Below are 16,739 nucleotides of genomic sequence, written 5' to 3'. Positions count from 1 at the left end.
GACCGCCCGGCGCGCTCACCGGTGCCGGCCTCACAACTGCCGGCCTCACCAGTGCCGACGCAGGCGCTCCAGCTCCTCGGCGGTGATCGGCAGGACGGTGCCGTGCCGCGGCGTCGTCGGCAGGGTGGCCCCGCGGGTGGGCGTCCAGACGCCGGAGTCGAGGTCGGTCGTCTCGAACGGGACGTAGCCGTGCCCGCCGCCGTAGGGCGGCCAGTCCTGGAACAGGTACCAGCGGTCCCCGGCGTTGTCCTTGAACACGGTCGGTCCTTCGCCGTGGGTCAGGGTGCCGGCGCCGATCCGCTCGGCGACCAGCTCCCAGGACGACCCGATCGTCCCGGTGGTCGGGCGCAGCAGGTCGGGGAGCGCTCCTGGAACACCATCATGACGTCCGGGCGCTCGTCCTTGGTGAACCGGTGGTACATGCCGTCGTGCCGGATCACCGCGGAGTCGATGGTCCCGTAGCCGGGCGCCCGCTCGACGTCGATCCAGACCTGCGGCTCGGTGAACGTCACGAAGTCGCGGGTCAGCGCGTACATCATCCGGTTGTAGCTGTCGGTGTTGCGCCGGCCCTCGCGCTCGGGCGTCGGGTAGAGGTTCGAGGCCCAGAACACGACGTACTGCCCGAGCTCCGGCGCCCAGACGGCCTCCGGTGCCCAGGTGTTGCCGGCGTGGTCGGACGACACCCGCACCATGCGCTGGTCCGTCCAGGTCACGAGGTCGGTGGAGTCCCAGATCATGAGCGAGGTGCTGCCGTGCTCCTGCGCGCCGATGAAGTCCCCGACGCCGTACACCCGCAGGTCGGTGGCGAGGAGGTGGAAGCGGTCGCCGTCGGGTGAGCGGATGATGAACGGGTCGCGCAGGCCGCCCTCGCCGAGCCCCGACGTCAGGACCGGCCGGCCCCCGTTCAGCGTGTGCCAGGACGCGACCGTGTCCCCGTCGCTCACCGCGAGGTAGATCGCCTCGCCGTCGGGGGTGTCCTCGCCGACGAAGTGCGCGAACAGGTAGCCCGCGTACGGCTGCGCGGTGGGCAGCGGGCGCACGGTCGCGCGGTGGGTCAGCCGGGAGGTGGCCGGGCCGCGGGTCGCCGTCACGGTGAGGTCGACCTCGACGGCGGACCCGCCGGCCGGCGGGCGGGTGACCTCGCCGCCGGGCGCGACGACGTCCGGCGCGGAGGACTCCCAGGTCAGGCGGGAGCCGTGGTTGCCCGCCTCCGGGAGCGTGAGGTGCCCGCGGACGTCGTCGAGCCACGGGACGACGACGCCGCCCGCGTCCTCGACGACGGCCTGCGCATCGTCCACGCCGCCGCCGTCCCCGGGCGCGACGCGGTCGCGCTCGGGTCGCTCGTGGCCGGTCGTCATGTCGGTGCCCTCCGCCGGTCGCCGATGCCGCGGCCGCCTCGGTGGCGGGCTGGCGTGGACCCGGCGCGACCTCGGCCGCGGACCGGGTGCCCCGGGTACCGCCGCAATAGTACAACGATGAAGAGACGCGTACCCGGGGCCGCCGAGGCGCCTGCGGTGCGGCTGCGACGCCGACGTCGACGTCGTGCTCCCCGTCCCCGCGGACCGGTGTCGGCCGAGCCACCCACTCCGGTGACGGCCGCGGGTGTTCGCCCGGTGTTCTCCGTCCGGCCCGGACCGGGACACCCGGCCTGGCTAGCGTCGACGCCATGACGAGGTGGTACCGGACAAGGACGCAGCAGGCGGTCGACATCGTGGCCGCGGTCATGGCCGGCCAGGCACGACCCGAGGTGGAGGCCGAGCTGCACCGCTGGCTCGAGCGGCGCGGCGGCGTGCTGCGCGAGCCGCTGTGGTCCCGCACCGTCGACGCCATCGCGGGCGGGGCCCGGGCGGTGACGCTGCCCGGGCCGCTCCTGCCCGACGACGTCCCGGTCCGGGAGGTCGCCGTCCGCTGAGGCCCGCGTGACCGCCGGGCGCGGTGCCCGGCGCGCGTCGTCCCGGCGCTCCTCGGCCGGGTGTGACCGACCCGTCGCCCTCACCGGTGTGCGTCAGGTCGCGGCGGCGTCGGGCGCCACCTACCGTGGTCGGCGCCCGTCGAGAGCACGGCGGCGACCCGACGACGGACAGGGAGCACGGTGGTGGAGCCCGGACGTGCCCCTTCCCGGGACACCACTCCCGAGAGCGACGAGGGTCTCGTCAGCTCGCGCCCGTCCGCGGGGTTCACGCTGGTTCGGACGTGGGTGCTGGACTCCCTCGGTCAGCTGCGCACGCTGCGTGCCGGGCTGGCGGAGGAGATCGGCCCGGGCGGGCGCGGCCCGCTCCCCGAGCTGGACGCCGTCGCGCACAGCATGGTGCTGGTCGCCTCGGAGCTCGCGACCAACTCGCTCGAGCACGCCATCCCGCCGACGACCGTCCGCCTGCTGCGTGAGCGCGACACCTACGTGCTCGACGTCGCCGATCACGACCTCGGCACGACCCCTACCTCGCCGGTGCCCGCAGCCCCGGCCACGGCGGCTTCGGGCTGCAGATCGCCCGCCGGCTGGCCCTCGACGTCGGCTGGTACGCGACCGAGTCCACCAAGCACGTGTGGGCCCGGTTCCCCGCTCCGTAGCGCCACGTCCGCACCGCCACGTCCGCACCGCCACGTCCGCAGGGCCGTGTCCGCAGCGCCACGTCCGGCGGTCCTGGCGTCCCGGACGCAGCAGCGCGGCGGACGTCGTGCGTCCGCCGCGCTGAAGGTGTGGACGGTGCGTCCCGGCGTCGGTCAGGCGCCGCGCGCCGCGACGGCCTCCTCGAGCTCCGCGACGACGTCGTCCAGCCCCCACGGGAGCGAGAGCGCCGTCGGCGGGGAGACCGCGGCGATGAACTCCTCGCCGACGACCTCGGCGACCGCGCCCTGCGTGACCTGCGGCATGACCTGGGCGTAGGGCGCGGCGAGGAACGCCGCGAGCTCCTCCTCGGTGGTGCCGTACGCGACCAGGACGTCACTGGTGAGCTCGCTGAGCCGCTCGGTGCTGAGCGTGAAGTAGAACGGCGACTCGTCGGTGTCGAGGGTGTCGACCGCGGGCGCGTTGACGAAGCCGAGGTCGAGCATGAACTCCACCCGCGGGTCCTCGTCGGCGTAGACGTAGAACACGCCGCCCTGCTCCCAGGTGGCGGCGAGCGTCAGCCCCTCGAACTCGGGGTGGGCGTCGCGCTGCTCGGCGACCTGCGCGTCGATGTCGGTCAGCACGGCCTCGGCCTCGTCGCTGCGGCCCAGCGCCTCACCGGTGATCGTGACGACGTCGCGCCACGGTGTCGCCCACGGCTGGTCCGGGTAGGCCACCACGGGCGCGAACGCCGACAGCGTCCGGTACTGCTCGGCGGTGATCCCGGAGTAGGGCGCGAGGATGACGTCGGGCTCGGCCTCGGCGATCTCCTCGAACGGCACGTCGTCGCCGGTGTCGGGGAGCACGGTCGGGATCTCCTCGCCGGCCTCCTCGAGGGCCTCGCGGATCCAGGGGAGCACGCCCTCGTCGTCCCCGCCGTAGGACTGGGTGGGGATCGCGACCGGTGTCACGCCGAGCGCGATGACGGCGTCCGCGGTGCCCCAGCCCCAGGTGACGACGCGCTGCGGCTCCTCCTCGATCGTCGTCGAGCCGAGCGCGTGCTCGATGGTCACGGGGAAGGCGTCCGAGGAGGCGGTGGTGGCGTCGTCGGCGGACGGGCCCGCTGCGGGCTCGGCGTCGGTGCCGGAGCACGCGGTCGCGAGCAGGGCGGCGGACAGGACGACGGCGACCGAGGTGGTCCGTCGGCGGAGAGCGGTCACGGGGGCTCCTACAGGTGGGTGTCCGGGCACGCCCGGGCTCAGGGCCCGGCGGGGGATCGCGCGACGGTGCGGCGTGCGTAGGTGAGGCTAGCCTAACCAACCAGGGCGTTGCGACGGCCTCGTGTCACGCGGTCACCGGCCGCGACCGGGGCAGGATGACCGGCCTGCCCGTGTCCGGGTCGTGCAGGATGCGGGCCTGCACGCCGAACGCCCGCTCGACGACGTCCTCGGTCAGGGTCGCGACGGGCTCCCCGCGGGCGACCACCCGGCCGTCGGCCATCACGACGACCTCGTCGGCGTACCGGGCGGCGAGCGTGAGGTCGTGGATCACCAGGACGACCGTCATGCCGCGGCGCACCTCGGCGCGCAGGACGTCGAGGACCTCGACCTGGTGCGCGACGTCGAGGGCGCTCGTCGGCTCGTCGAGCAGCAGGATGCGCGGCTGCTGGGCGAGCGCCATCGCGATCCACACCCGCTGACGCTGGCCGCCGCTGAGCTGGTCGACCCGCTGCTCGACGAGCGAGGCGGCGTCCGTGGCGGCGAGGGCGGCAGCCACGACGGCGTCGTCGTCGCTGCGGTGGCCCCGGAACAGGGGCTGGTGCGGGTAGCGCCCGTGAGCGACGAGCTCGCCCACGCGGATGCCGTCCGGGGCGACCGGCGACTGCGGCAGGACGCCGACCGTCCGGGCGATCCGCCGGGTGGGCATGCGCGCGAGGTCGATGCCGTCCAGGGTCACCGACCCGCCGCGCGGGGTGAGCAGCCGGGCCAGGCCGCGCACGAGCGTCGACTTGCCGCTCGCGTTCGCCCCGACCAGCACGGTGAGGCGCCCCGGGGTGACGTCGAGGTCCACGGCGTGCACGACGTCGGCGCGTCCGTAGCCGAGCGTGAGGCCGTGCGCGCGCAGCAGCGGCCCGGCGGGCGCCGGCGACGGGTCGGTGGTGCCGGTCATGCGGACATCTCCTTGCGCTGCTCGCCCCGGACGAGGAGCCAGATGAGGAACGGCGCGCCCAGCACGCCGGTGACGAGGCCGACCGGCGGCTCGAGCGAGCCGGGGATGAGGTGCTGGGCGACGAGGTCCGCGGCGACCACGACGACGCCGCCCACGAGCGGTGCGGTGACCAGCGCCGGTCCGTGCCCGCGCAGGCGGCGCGCGATGGGCCCGGAGACGAACGCGACGAACGCGACCGGCCCGGCGACGGCGACCGCCACGGCCGCGAGCACGCTGGACAGCACGATCGCCGCGACGCGGGTGGCGACCGGGCGGGCGCCGATGGCCCGCGCGCTGTCGTCGTCGAGGGCGACCGCGGACAGCGGCCGCCGGAGGGTGACCAGCACGACCCCGACCAGCCCGAGCACCGCGGCGACCCGCGCGACGTCGCCCCACGGGGCGGTGCCGACGCTGCCGACGAGCCAGAAGAACGCGCTCTGCGCCTCGGCGAGGCTCGCGCGGGTGAGGCCGTACCCGAGGAACCCGTTGGCGAGGAACGCCACCGCGACCCCGACGACGATGAACCGGGTGCCGGTCACCCCGCGCCCGCTGAACCCGAAGACCGCGACCGCGGCGAGCAGCGCCCCACCGAGCGCGGCGGCGTCGACCGCGGTCCCGCTCGCGCCGGCGGCGATGGCGAGCACGGCGGCGGCGCTCGCCCCGCCGGTGAGCCCGACGACGTCCGGGCTGGCGAGCGGGTTGCGCACGACCGACTGCAGCAGCGCCCCGGCGAGGCCCAGCGCGGCGCCGACGACGAGCGCGAGCGCGAGCCGTGGCGCGCGCAGGCCGAGCACGATGACCCCGGCGCGCCCCTCCGCGCCGGCGAGCGCGCCGAGCACCTCGCCGGGGGTGAGCGCGACTGGTCCGACTGCGAGCGCGGTGACCCCGAGCCCGACGACCACGGCGAGCAGCACCCCGACAACGAGGGCGGCGCGACGGCGGTCGGCGCGGCGCAGGTGCGCCAGCGCAGGGACCGGCGCGCCGGCGGACCCTGACGACGCCGACGGTGCCGGGCGGGCGGGTACGGCAGGTGCGGTCACAGCCCGGCCGCCCGCCCCGAGCGCACGAGCGCGATGAGCAGCGGCGCCCCCGCGGCCGCGACGACGATGCCGACCTCGAGCTCACCCGGGGGCACGACGACGCGCCCCAGGCTGTCGGCCAGGACGACGAGCGCGGCACCGAGCATCGCGGCGACCGGCAGGAGGCGTGCGTGCCGACCGCCGACGAGGGCGCGTGCGCCGTGCGCGCCGAGCAGGCCGACGAAGACGAGCGGCCCGGCCAACGCCGTCGCCGTCCCGCACAGGACGACGACCGCGCCGATGGCGGCCGCGCGGGTGGGCAGCGGCCGGAAGCCGAGGCCGCGGGCGACGTCGTCGCCGAGCGCGAGGGCGTCGAGCGCACGGGCGAGCGCGAGCGCGACGACGGCGCCGACGAGCTGCAGCGGCGCGAGGGAGCCGGCGAGCTCGAGGTCCCGCCCGGCGAGCGACCCCACGGTCCACAGGCGGTAGCGGTCGAGTGCCCCGGGGTCGCCGAGCAGCACGAGCGTCGTCAGGGACGTCAGGCCCGCGGTGACGGCCGCGCCGGCCACGACGAGGACCGCCGGCGCGGCGCCGGCCCGGGCCGACGTCGCGATGACCGCGATGAGCGAGGCCGCCACGAGCGCGCCCGCGAGCGCGAACGCTGCGAGGCCGGCGTTCGACCCGATGCCCACCACGCTGATCCCGAGCACGACGGCGAACGCCGCGCCCGCGTTGACCCCCAGCAGCCCGGGGTCGGCGATCGGGTTGCGGGTCACGCCCTGCATGACGACCCCGGCGAGCCCGAGCGCGGCGCCCGCCAGCAGACCGATCACGGTCCGCGGGCCCCGCAGGTCGCGCACGACGACGGCGTCGGCCGGGTCGGCCAGGGCGGCCGGGTCGAGCAGGGCGGTCAGGACGGTCCCCGGCGACGTGCTGCGCGCACCGACCGTGAGGCTGATCGCGACGGCGAGGAGCAGGACCACCCCCAGGGCGACGGGGGCGACCCACCGGCGGACCGCACCGGGTGCCGCGGGCGCCGCCGTGGGGCGGGCCCGGACGGACGCCGGGGTCACTGGGACTCGGAGCGCCCGAGCCGCCAGTACCCCATGAACGCGACGTTGGACCGCGCCACGCCGATCTCGCTCACGAGGTGCCGGCGCAGGCTCTTCACGGTGGCGGCCTCGCCGGCGATCCAGGAGTAGAAGTCGCCCGTGGTCGGGTCGACCGGGGAGTCCCACAGCAGGTCGACGTCGACGTCGACGTCCTCCAGGGCGTCGGGCGAGGGCCGCACGACCGTGCTGAGCTGGCTCATGTGCCGGGGGAGCCAGGTGGCGACGGCCTGGGTGAGCAGCGCGCCGTGCGGCGCGACGGCCTGGAAACCGTCGGCCGTCTCGCACCCGGCGTCGCGGGCGAGCCAGGCCACCTGCGACCGGCCGCGAGGGACCAGGTTCTGGATGTCGGCGCCGGTCGGGACCTCGATGAACGCCTGCGCGGTCACACCCGGGTCGAGCGACTCGATGATCCCGGCGATCGCGGGCGCGGCGGTCTCGTCCCCGGCGAGCAGCAGGTGCCGCGCGCCGCCCGGGCGCCAGTCGCACCCGACCGTGGGGTCCGTCGTCCGGCTGTCGGGCCCGACGACGACGACCCGGTCGCCGGCCTTCGCCCGCCGCAGCCAGGCCGCGGCGGGGCCGTCCACCTGCCCGGGGGCGGGGTCGTGCAGCACCATGTCGACGTCGAGCTCGCGGCGCTCGGGGCGCACGCTGCGCACGGTGTAGGTGCGGAAGGGGTTGCGCTCGTCGGCCGGCAGGTCGCGCCACCGGGCGTACCAGCTGCCGTCGAGGATCGTCTGCGGGTCCGCGGCGCCGACGTCGCAGAGCGACCCGTCGGCGTGGGGGAGCATGAGCTTGATCCGCTGGTCCAGGCCGGTGCGGCCGAGCAGGCCGAAGTCCTCGCCGGTGAACGTGACGCGCACGAAGTGCGGGCTCAGGCGCAGGACCCGCTGCACGACGGCGTCGAAGGGCCGGTACGCGGGGTAGACCGGCGCGACGACAGCCGCTTCAGCGAAGGTAAGCATCGCCTTACCTTAGCAGCGGCCTCTCGGCGCCCGGGAAGAGCCCGCGAGCATTCCGCGGCCCACCGTGACGAAGGCCACAGACGTGTGGTCAGCGGACGCGTGGTCAGCGCAGGCCGCACTCCCGGGCGCGGGCGAGCGCATCGGCGCGCGTCGCGACGCCGAGCTTGCGGTACACGCTGCGGACCTGGGACTTGACGGTGTTGCGCGAGACGAAGAGGTCGACCGCGATCTGGCCGAGCGTGAGCTCCCGCTCGAGGCGCGACAGGACGACGCGCTCGCGGTCGGTGAGGAGGACCGGCGCCGGTACCGGCGCGAGCGCCGGTGTGGGACGGGGGCGCGAGGGTTGCGGCACGGACACGGTCGACCTCCGGGGCTCAGTGGACTGGTGCACCCCATGGGTTCGGAGCCGTCCGGGCGGCGGATGGGTCCGGCTGCGACGCGTCATGCCACGGTCAGCGCCGTGTGCAGGAAGTCGGCCACGAGGTCCTGCGCGGCCGCGGTGAACACGTGGCCGCCGGGGAGGATCTCGCCGCGGACGGTGCCCGTCGCCCCCGGCGCGGCGTACCGCTGCACGAGCTCGGCGTGCGCGTCGCGCACGCCGTCGGGCGGGAACAGGCGGTCGTCGGCGAAGGAGACGGCGAGCAGGTCGTGCGCGCGCCGGCCCGCGGCGATCTGCGGCAACCCGACCCGGCCGAGCAGGCCGGGCGTGGTGAGCAGCCACGAGTGCGCGTCCGCGTAGGCCGGCAGGAGCGCGTCGGTGGTCGTCATCATCGCGACGACGGCGGCCGCGCGCAGCCCGCGGTCGAGCCCGGCGAGCGTCGCGGCCCGACCGCCCCCGCCGGAGAAGCCGGCTGCCGCAGTGCGGCTCGGGTCGACGCCCGGTGCGCTCCGCAGCACCTCGAGCGCCACGAGGTCGTCGTGCGCGACCATCCCGGCGAACGACGTCCCGAGCGTCCCGGCCGTCTTGGCGACCACGTGCTCGTGGAGGCCGGCGGCGGTGTCGTAGCGCATGTGGTCGTCCGGCGCGACGCCGTCGGCGGCCCACGCGGCCTCGGCCCAGCTCATCGGCCCGCGCAGACTGATCGGCAGCGGGTCCAGGTCGAACCGCCGCGAGCCCCACGCGAAGGTGTCGTGCACCAGGACGACGAACCCGCGGCGGGCGAGGTCCTCCGCGAGGGCACGCCCGTCGTACAGCTCCCGGCGCAGCCGCTCGGCCAGCACCGTGGGTGCCGGGGTGCGGACGAGCCGCTCCGCGCCGATGGACTTGATCCCGGCGTGGCAGTGCAGCAGCAGGACGCCGGGACGCGCCGCGGCGGGGTCGGTCGCCACCTGCGTGCTCGCAGCGGCGGCCGGGCGCAGCAGCCAGGCGCGGGTGGCCGGACCGAAGCCCACCGACCACTCGACCTCCTCGGTGATGACGCCGTCGGCCTGCCACCGGGCCAGCGTCCGGAGCGGCGGTGCGCCGGGGACGGTCGGCGCGGGAAGGCCGAGCGCGCGTGCGACCTCGTGCCCGAGGCTCGGCGCCGCCGCAGCGCCGTCGTCCCCGGACGGGACGCCGTCGTCGCCGGACGCGACGCGGCCGTCGCCGGAGGGGCGTGACCGTCGTCCGGGAGGCGGCCGTGGACCCAGGCCGGCCAGTCGTCATACCCACCCAGGGCGCTGGGACGGTCGGCCTCGGGTCGGGGGTGGGCACGCGGTGCTCCGTTCAGGGCGGGGACGAGCGAAGGGCCGGCGGTGTCGCGTGGTCCGCAACTCGGCCGGAAGGCGCTTTCCATGCTGGGCGGACACGCCCCGTGGCGTCAAGCCGCGTCGGGCGACCCGCTCGCGCGGCTCGAAGTGCCCGGGTGCGATCCGCGGTGCAGGTCAGCCCCCGGTGCCGGCCCGCGCGATCGGCGTCGGACGCCCGCCACGACGCCGACGCCCACCACGGCGACCACGGCGACGGCGGACGGCTTCGGGGACGCACGCAGCGCCGTGATCGCCAGACCCGGCGGCGCGTCGCGCTGCGGATCGGATCCGTCGTCGCCGATCATCCGCTGGGGCTGCGGTGAGGACGGGGTGAAGGCGTCGAGCATCGCCGGGACGAAGGCAGCCATGTCCTGCGGACCGCGGCTGGTGGTGAGGTTACCGTCCCGCACCACCGGCCGGTCGAGCCAGGTCGCGCCGGCGTTCACCACGTCGTCCCGGATGCCGGGCCACGAGGTGAGCGTGCGTCCGGCGAGGGCGCCCGCCGACGCGAGGACCCACGGTCCGTGGCAGAGCGTGACGACGGGTCGTCCGCTCGCGACGAAGGCGCGGACGAAAGCCCGTACCTCGGCCGACTGACGGAGCAGGTCAGGACCGATGAAACCGCCGGGGACGAGCAGCCCGTCGTACTCGCCGGGGTCGGTCTCGCTGATCGTCCTGTCCACGCCGACCCGCGTGGCGGGCAGGTGCAGGTTCATCCCGCGGATGCGCCCGTGCCGCAGCGAGACGACATGGACGTCCGCACCGGTGCGCCGCAGTGCCCGCAACGGCATGACCAGCTCGACCTTCTCGAACCCGTCGGCTGCCAGGACGGCGATCCGACGCCCCTTGAGCGAGTGCTGCCTGGGCATGTCGTCCCCCGTCGGTCGAGGGCGCCCATCCGGGCGGCTCCAGGTCACCGAGGTCACCGAGCCTCTACCCCAGGCCCCGAGACGGGTCACGTCCACGTCGGGGGCCGGCTCGGATCGCTCGTGGGCCAGGTGGGGCTTGAACCCACGACCCACGGATTATGAGTCAGAGTCCGGCGGTGACGCGCCATGACGAACCGTGCCACCGGACCCCGCGTCGTGCTCAACCGAGGGCCACCGCGTGCCGTGCCGTGCCGCCCCCAGATGGTCACGTGTGGCGCGTCCGTGACCAACCGCGTGACCGCTCCGGGGCAGATGTCACACCCTCGGAGCACCCTGACAAGCAAGCGGCCCCCGCACGGTGCTGGAACACCGGCGAGGGCCTTGGAACCGACCTGATGGAAGCAGGAGCGATCCCCATGAACAGCATCGAGCAGACGCCGGCGAGTGGCAGCAACTTCGCGGGTGAGAAGACGATTCACCCGGTGTGCACACGGTTCCCGTGCGACCACGCGTACAAGCGCCAGGCGCACCGGCCGACGGAGGACAACGAGGTCCGGCACGTCGTGTCGGCCGGCACCGGAGACGACTGGTCCGTCGCGGTCACCGCATGGGACGACGACCCCTGGTGCGTCACCGTGACCACCCCCGAGACGCCATGGACCTTCGAGGATCCTGAGGCGGCGTCGAGGTTCGCCGCGGACGTGCAGAAGGCCACTGTCTGGGCGCTCAAGGCCATGATCCCCACGCAGGCCACCCGAGCGAGCATGGACCAGGCGCGCGAGGGAGGCACCCGATAGGTCCGTCAGCGCGCAAGGGCGCCGCCCCTGGCCGATGGCTGGGGGCGGCGTCGTCCCGCCTTCCTGCCGCGGTAGCGAGCGAGTGTCCTGCCATGCTGATGCGCCATGGAACCTCGCTCGGACGATCCGCTGGCGCCGGCGATGCGCGACGACCGGCCCAGCTTGCTCTCGCCCACGGACGTCGCTGCTCGCTTGGGGAAGTCGGCGGACTACTGGAAGCGGCGGGCCCGTCGCAGGGAAGTCCCGCACGTCCGCATCGGCCAGTCCATCGCGTTCACGGAGGGCGACGTTGCCCGAATCGTGGCAGACGCACACGTCGACCCGGTTGACCCGCTGAGGTCCATCAGCCCTAGGTCCAGGGCCCGCCCTCACGTGAACCGCGACGGCTGAGCCAGCTAGCCCCCTACCGTGGAGAGACCATGACCCGCACCGAAGAGCACACCACCAGTGAGGGAGCACCAGCGGCGGCGACCCGCTGGCTACGCACGCTCGATGCCGGTGACTACGTCGAGGCGTGGAAGCAGTTGACGCCATGTCTGCGCCTGGCGTGGGCGCAGGTGTGGCTTTGGAGGAACCGCCACGCCGCCGAGCTGGACGGGCACGACCTGGACGAGATGGCAGCCGCATTCGCTGCGCCTGACCCTCGACACGTGCGCTGGCCGGGGTTCGCGCTCGGGGAACTCGGTTCGCTCCACGACTCGCTACCCCGTCCTGCCGCCGACTACACCGACACCAAGGCGCTCGCGCTGGCCATGGTGGTCGGCGTCGACCTCGAGCGGGTCGTCATCGCGCCGCACGGTGCGGCGCTGTTCCCGAGCCGGGGAGCCGGTTGTCGCGGTAACGCTCACCATGCAGCTTCAGCCGGACGGCGCCTGGCTCGTCGCGTCCCACAGCGCAGCCGGGACGATGCCGCAACCGGGATGGCCACCGGTGCTCTGACGCGGGGGGTTGCGCGGCTCGCGATCAAGTCGCCCATCGTCGAGGCACCCATCGCCGGCGCGCACCGGAGCGTCACCGCCACACGTCGCGGAAACGGTGTGGGTGGGCTGAGGCATGATCCTCCTCATGCCATCGCACGGAGTGAGGTTCGGCTCCATAGACGACCGTTGGAAGACGCCACCTGCGTTGGGGCGACTGCCGAAGGTTGAGGTCTACGTCGACGAGTTCGGGGACCGAGGCTTCACGACGAAGTCCTCACCCTTCTTCGCCATGACCGCGGTGATGGTGCCGGCGGAGTCGGCACCTCACATGCGCGTGGTGGCGGCTGGGCTGCGCTCGGAGATCAACACCGAGAAGCCCTTGCACTGGGTGGATCACTTCACGCCGAAGCCAAAGCACGCCTTCCGGCGGAAGCTCGCGGCTGACATGGTCGCGGCCATCCCCGGCGCCGTGGTCATCTACGTCGTCTGCGAGAAGCGCACGTTGATCGCAAGTGAACACCTGCGCGCTGACCAGGACCTGTTCTACAACTACGTCACCAAGTTGCTGCTCGAGCGTGTTGCCTACGCTGCCCGGTACTGGCCCGGAGGGTCGCGGTTGGCCATCGTGGCGCTCAGCAGCATCCGCGGCACCGCCGCCACCGACAGTCGCAACTACCTCGACGCCGTGCGCGACTACCGCAAGACGGACGCCCCGATGCGGTACATCAAGTGGCCGCCGTCATGGCACGGCCCGGACAGGTTCGACGGTCTGCAGATCGCGGACCTCTACATGGGGATGATGGGCACCGCGTTGAGCGGGTCAGAGACGGACGTCGCCTGTGCTGCTCATCTTCTCGCCCACCGCTCGCAGATCCGCCGCGGGCCCAACGGTCAGCTGCTGGGGTGGGGCATCAAGATGTACGGCGATGCCGGCGCGCTCACGCGGCGAGCATGGTGGGACCTGCTCGCGGCATGACGAAGCCCGCAGGAGGGACTCCGAGGGCCTCAACCACCTCTAGGGGTGGAAGGATCCGGTCGCCCGGTTCCGGCTGGTCTCGGCAGCCCCACCAACGGGCTCCGACATGATCGACACTACAGCGGTTTACCGCACAATGCAGTGCTGTAGCTCACTCGTCTTGCGGTCTTCAGGTGTGGGCCGCTGGCGCCCCACACACCTCCTCATCGGTCACCGTGGCGTGGTGCTGAGAAGGCGGCAGTCGCGGACTCTGTATCCGACGCTGACCGCATCACCGCAGGTCAGCGGCAATGCGGTCACACCGTGGTCACGTCACGGCCTGGGTCCTCTGTTCGCTTCGAAGTCCTTGAGGGCGTTGACGACGTCGACCGGGCGCAGGGCGCGGCCCGCGGTCGGGTAGACGTTGACGTTGTACGTGACGTTGGCCGGTGCAGCTGCGGGCGCGGGGGCCCCGACGGTGGCGACTGCCGTGCCACCGTCTGCCGCCACGGGTAGGTACTGGCCGGACCTGGCGGCCGCGAGTGCGGCGTCGACGTACCCGCCACTGGTGAAGCCGGGCAGGTCACGGCCGGCGTGGATGGCCTCGAGCAGAGGCCGATGCTCGGCGGTCTCCTCGGCGTTGATGACGAACTCCCCGCGGTGCACCGTGCCGGCAGGCTCGAACTTCCCACCAGCACCGGTGTACCCACCGGTCCAGAACCCGCCGCCGGTGTTGCCGCCGTTCTCGGTGATCGTCTGGATGCGGACGGACCGGGTGCGGGACATCGCGGACGTCCACGCGTCGATCGCCGCCGTCGCGGCGGACGTGTCGGCGTCCACCGGGACCCACGCCTGCTGGGTGGACGACCACACCTTGAACCCGGCGACTTCACCGCGTGCGGTGGTGGAGTTCCCGCCGATCGTGACGTCACCCTGACTCGACCGGATCAGGCCCATGAGGGTGTCCAGGGCGTCGCTGGCGGGGACACGGTTGCCGTTGATGGTGACGGTGCCGTCGGACTCGTCGATGTTCCCCACGAGCACGTCGAGCGCTTCCTGCGCAGGCACCTGGTTCCCGTTGATGGTGACCGTCCCGCCGGTCGAGTCGATCGTCGCGGACAGCTCGTCGAGGCGGGACTGCGCGTCCAGGACCGCGTCGTGGATGTGCGCGGACAGGATCTCCGGCGCCGCCCACGCGTTCGCCTTCTCCTGCATCGCGTCGAGGGTCCCGACCCACTCCTGTTCCATGACCTTCGACGTGTCGACCATCGCGTCACCGGACGCGCGCAGGGCGTCACCGGCTTCCCGCAGCCCGTCGATGGTGTCCTGGTCGGCACCGAACAGGAACCCGACCTGTTCGGTCATCGCCGCGAGGGCATCGAGGAAGTCCGCCGCGGGGCCCGCGAGGAACTCCCCGACCCCAGCCCCGCCCGTAGCCATCCCCTGCGCGATGGACCGTCCCAGGTCGATGCCGCCGTTGACGGCGTTGAGGAGGAACTCCATGAGCGGGCCGCGGTTGCGCTGCACCCACTGCGCGGCGTCGGTCGCCTCGTCGGCGAACGCTGCAGCGAGGGCGCCCTTGATGCCGTTCGCGGCGACCTCGATGTTCCGGCGGGCCGACTCGATCTGCGCCGCGGCGTTGTCACCCATGACGTCGAGGGCGTTGCGGGCGGCGCCGGCGACGGCGCCGAACTGGTCGGCCGCCGTCGTGAGGTCCATGGCGTAGAGGGCGTCGCCGAGGTCTTCGGCCTGGGTGCCGAACAGCTCGATGGCGGCGGCGTTCCGCTTCGCGGGGTCCTCGATGTCCCGCAGGCGGTCCAGGATGTCCCCGAGCGCCGCGGATGCCCGGGGCCCGCCCTGGGCGATGTCGGCCTGAGACACGCCGATCGCCTCGAACCCGGCCGCCATGGCCGGGTCGGCGGCGCGGACCGCGAGCTCCTTGAGGGCGTCCGCGGCGATGTCTGTGTCGCGGGCGCCAGCGTTGACCGCCTGCGACAGCAGACCGAGCGCCTGCGGCCCTTCCAGGCCGAGGTTCCGGAACTGAGTGCCGTACTCGGTCACCGTGTCGAGGAGGTCCTCCGACACGTTGAGGCCGACCTGCGTACCGCGGGCCAACAGGTCGAACGCCCCGGCCGCGTCACCCGCGATGCCCGTCTTGATCGCCTGCGCCGCGGCGCGCGCCACGGCGGGGTACTCCTCACCCAGCAGGTCGGAGATGCCCGTGAGCTGCTCGAGCACGTCCTGCGCGTCCCTCGCCGTCGCTTCCGGGTCGAGGAGGCCGGACTGCACCGCGATCCTCGCCGCGTCCATGTTGGCCGCGATCGACTCACCGAAGTTCCCCGCGTAGGCCTCACCCGCAGCCCGAGCGAACCGTGCCGCCGTCGCCTCGTCCAGGCCCGTGCGCGCCGAGAACAGGTCGGTGCGGACCTCGGCCTGCAACCCGTCGAGGATCGACGAACCGATCGCGGCGCCGATCCCGACGACGGCACCCGCGATGGGGATCGTGGCGAGGGCGGCGACGATCCCACCGGCGAGGTTTTTCCCTGCGCCGTCGCCTGCCTCGGTGCCGGCGGCACTGGCCTTGTCCGCGACGTCGTCGAGGGCTGACTCGGCCCCGGAGATGTCTGCGGTGACGTCGACCTTCCCGTCAGGGATGGCCCGCACCGCCGCGTCGATCCGGTCGACCGCGGTCTGCGCGCCGACGATGTCCAGGTCGAGCTTCAGGTCCGGGATGGGATCGGACGCGAGATCCTGGAGGAGGTCGATGACGGCCCGGTACTTCCGCTCGAACCTGTCCATGTCGAGGTCGATGGAACCCTTGAGGGTGCCAAGGTCGAGGTCAGCCATGCGTGAGCCCCCTCGTCGCCTCGTCCTCGGTGGGGTCCTGGTAGCCGGCGGCGGCCTCCTGGGCCTTGTAGTGGGACTCGAGCGCCGCCCCGAGCGCGTCCGACTGTCCACCTGCGGCGAGCGTGTCCAGGTGGCGCACGATCGGCTCCACACCCGCGACGACAACCTCGGCCTCGCGTGCGGCCGCGATCGCGGCTGCGACCTGCCCGCCCTCGATCGCTGCGAGCCGGTCGTCGATCGACCGCATGAGGCCCGTCGTGTCCGGCGGGCTGTAGAGCCCTGCGGAGAGGCCGCCGTGCTGCGCCGCGTTGTACGTCTGGGCGTCCATCCACGCCGGCGCCCACTCGCGGATGGCGAGGGCCTCCTCCCTGGTGGCGGTGGTGAGGATCTGCTGCATCGGCATCCCCGCCTCAAGGCGCATCCGCACCCGGTCCCACGCGACCTGGTGGCGCATGAGGGACGTCGCGTCGTCGCCGACCTTGGGGCGGGCGTCCTCGGCCCAGCGGCGCAGCGTGTCCGCGTCGCCGTGGACCTGCGCCTGCAGCTGCTTGATCTGCGGCCCGATCGTGTCGTGGGCGCGCTGGGTGAGCTCGCGCTGCTTGTTGCCGAGGCCCTCGTCGCTGAGATTCGGGTCCCGGTGCGTCCGGGCGGCGTGGAGCGCGTCGTCGAGCTGCTTGTGGAGCTCGGTGAGGCGCGAGCGTGCCGTCGATACCCGCTGGCGCGCGGCGTCCCGGGCGACCTTGTCGGCGACCGTCTCCCACACGTTGCCGGTCACTT

Annotated in this window: 16 protein-coding genes; 4 read left to right on the top strand and 12 right to left on the bottom strand. The window is 73.8% G+C overall.

The features are described 5' to 3' along the window. Positions 1-45 precede the first annotated feature (45 nt). The gene (locus REH70_RS11965) at positions 46-258 is read right to left on the bottom strand and encodes a hypothetical protein (RefSeq protein WP_310747469.1); all 213 of its coding nucleotides are present in this window, start codon (positions 256-258) and stop codon (positions 46-48) included. 20 nt (positions 259-278) lie between these two features. Next, entirely contained in the window at positions 279-1,358 is a 1,080-nt protein-coding gene (locus REH70_RS11960) for a glycoside hydrolase family 43 protein (protein WP_310747468.1), read from the bottom strand. A gap of 308 nt (positions 1,359-1,666) precedes the next feature. Between REH70_RS11960 and REH70_RS11955 the strand changes: the two genes are divergently transcribed. Continuing rightward, positions 1,667-1,912 (top strand): hypothetical protein, encoded by a 246-nt coding sequence (locus tag REH70_RS11955; RefSeq protein WP_310747467.1) that lies wholly within the window; start codon positions 1,667-1,669, stop codon positions 1,910-1,912. A gap of 809 nt (positions 1,913-2,721) precedes the next feature. Here REH70_RS11955 and REH70_RS11950 read toward each other — a convergent pair. From REH70_RS11950 to REH70_RS11915, 8 genes are all read right to left on the bottom strand, one after another. Then, positions 2,722-3,765, bottom strand: a complete 1,044-nt coding sequence (locus REH70_RS11950) for an iron-siderophore ABC transporter substrate-binding protein (protein WP_310747465.1) — start codon at positions 3,763-3,765, stop codon at positions 2,722-2,724. Positions 3,766-3,889: 124 nt separating this feature from the next. Then, positions 3,890-4,714, bottom strand: a complete 825-nt coding sequence (locus REH70_RS11945) for an ABC transporter ATP-binding protein (RefSeq protein ID WP_310747463.1) — start codon at positions 4,712-4,714, stop codon at positions 3,890-3,892. After that, on the bottom strand, positions 4,711-5,667 hold the full coding sequence (locus REH70_RS11940) for an iron chelate uptake ABC transporter family permease subunit (protein WP_310747462.1): 957 nt from the start codon (positions 5,665-5,667) through the stop codon (positions 4,711-4,713). Before REH70_RS11940 ends, REH70_RS11945 begins: the two co-directional genes overlap by 4 nt. Before the next feature lie 122 nt (positions 5,668-5,789). After that, positions 5,790-6,845, bottom strand: coding sequence for an iron ABC transporter permease (locus REH70_RS11935; RefSeq protein ID WP_310747461.1), 1,056 nt, complete (start codon positions 6,843-6,845; stop codon positions 5,790-5,792). Continuing rightward, positions 6,842-7,846, bottom strand: a complete 1,005-nt coding sequence (locus REH70_RS11930; protein WP_310747459.1) for a siderophore-interacting protein — start codon at positions 7,844-7,846, stop codon at positions 6,842-6,844. The genes REH70_RS11935 and REH70_RS11930 overlap by 4 nt, the downstream gene beginning before the upstream one ends. 103 nt (positions 7,847-7,949) lie before the next feature. Continuing rightward, entirely contained in the window at positions 7,950-8,198 is a 249-nt protein-coding gene (locus tag REH70_RS11925; RefSeq protein ID WP_310747457.1) for a LuxR C-terminal-related transcriptional regulator, read from the bottom strand. A gap of 89 nt (positions 8,199-8,287) precedes the next feature. Continuing rightward, on the bottom strand, positions 8,288-9,238 hold the full coding sequence (locus REH70_RS11920; RefSeq protein ID WP_310747456.1) for an acetylesterase: 951 nt from the start codon (positions 9,236-9,238) through the stop codon (positions 8,288-8,290). A 407-nt stretch (positions 9,239-9,645) separates the two neighbouring features. Continuing rightward, positions 9,646-10,443, bottom strand: a complete 798-nt coding sequence (locus tag REH70_RS11915) for a type 1 glutamine amidotransferase domain-containing protein (RefSeq protein WP_310747454.1) — start codon at positions 10,441-10,443, stop codon at positions 9,646-9,648. 416 nt (positions 10,444-10,859) lie between these two features. Here REH70_RS11915 and REH70_RS11910 point away from each other — a divergent pair, with 416 nt between their 5' ends. The 3 genes from REH70_RS11910 (at position 10,860) to REH70_RS11900 (ending at position 13,136) form a co-directional block, all read left to right on the top strand. After that, the gene (locus REH70_RS11910) at positions 10,860-11,240 is read left to right on the top strand and encodes a hypothetical protein (protein ID WP_310747452.1); all 381 of its coding nucleotides are present in this window, start codon (positions 10,860-10,862) and stop codon (positions 11,238-11,240) included. Between the two features lie 419 nt (positions 11,241-11,659). Beyond that, a complete protein-coding gene (locus REH70_RS11905) occupies positions 11,660-12,388 on the top strand; it encodes a hypothetical protein (RefSeq protein ID WP_310747450.1) in 729 nt (242 codons plus the stop codon). Then, a complete protein-coding gene (locus tag REH70_RS11900; RefSeq protein ID WP_310747448.1) occupies positions 12,294-13,136 on the top strand; it encodes a DUF3800 domain-containing protein in 843 nt (280 codons plus the stop codon). Before REH70_RS11905 ends, REH70_RS11900 begins: the two co-directional genes overlap by 95 nt. Before the next feature lie 312 nt (positions 13,137-13,448). Here REH70_RS11900 and REH70_RS11895 read toward each other — a convergent pair whose 3' ends face one another. Continuing rightward, the gene (locus tag REH70_RS11895; RefSeq protein WP_310747446.1) at positions 13,449-15,962 is read right to left on the bottom strand and encodes a phage tail tape measure protein; all 2,514 of its coding nucleotides are present in this window, start codon (positions 15,960-15,962) and stop codon (positions 13,449-13,451) included. Then, entirely contained in the window at positions 15,955-16,737 is a 783-nt protein-coding gene (locus REH70_RS11890; RefSeq protein WP_310747444.1) for a hypothetical protein, read from the bottom strand. The genes REH70_RS11895 and REH70_RS11890 overlap by 8 nt, the downstream gene beginning before the upstream one ends. Between the last annotated feature and the right edge of the window lie 2 nt (positions 16,738-16,739).

Source organism: Cellulomonas sp. ATA003 (assembly GCF_031582905.1).
GTDB lineage: Bacteria > Actinomycetota > Actinomycetes > Actinomycetales > Cellulomonadaceae > Pengzhenrongella.
Note: the sequence above shows the minus strand (reverse complement) of the source record. Positions and strands in the feature narration are given on the sequence as shown.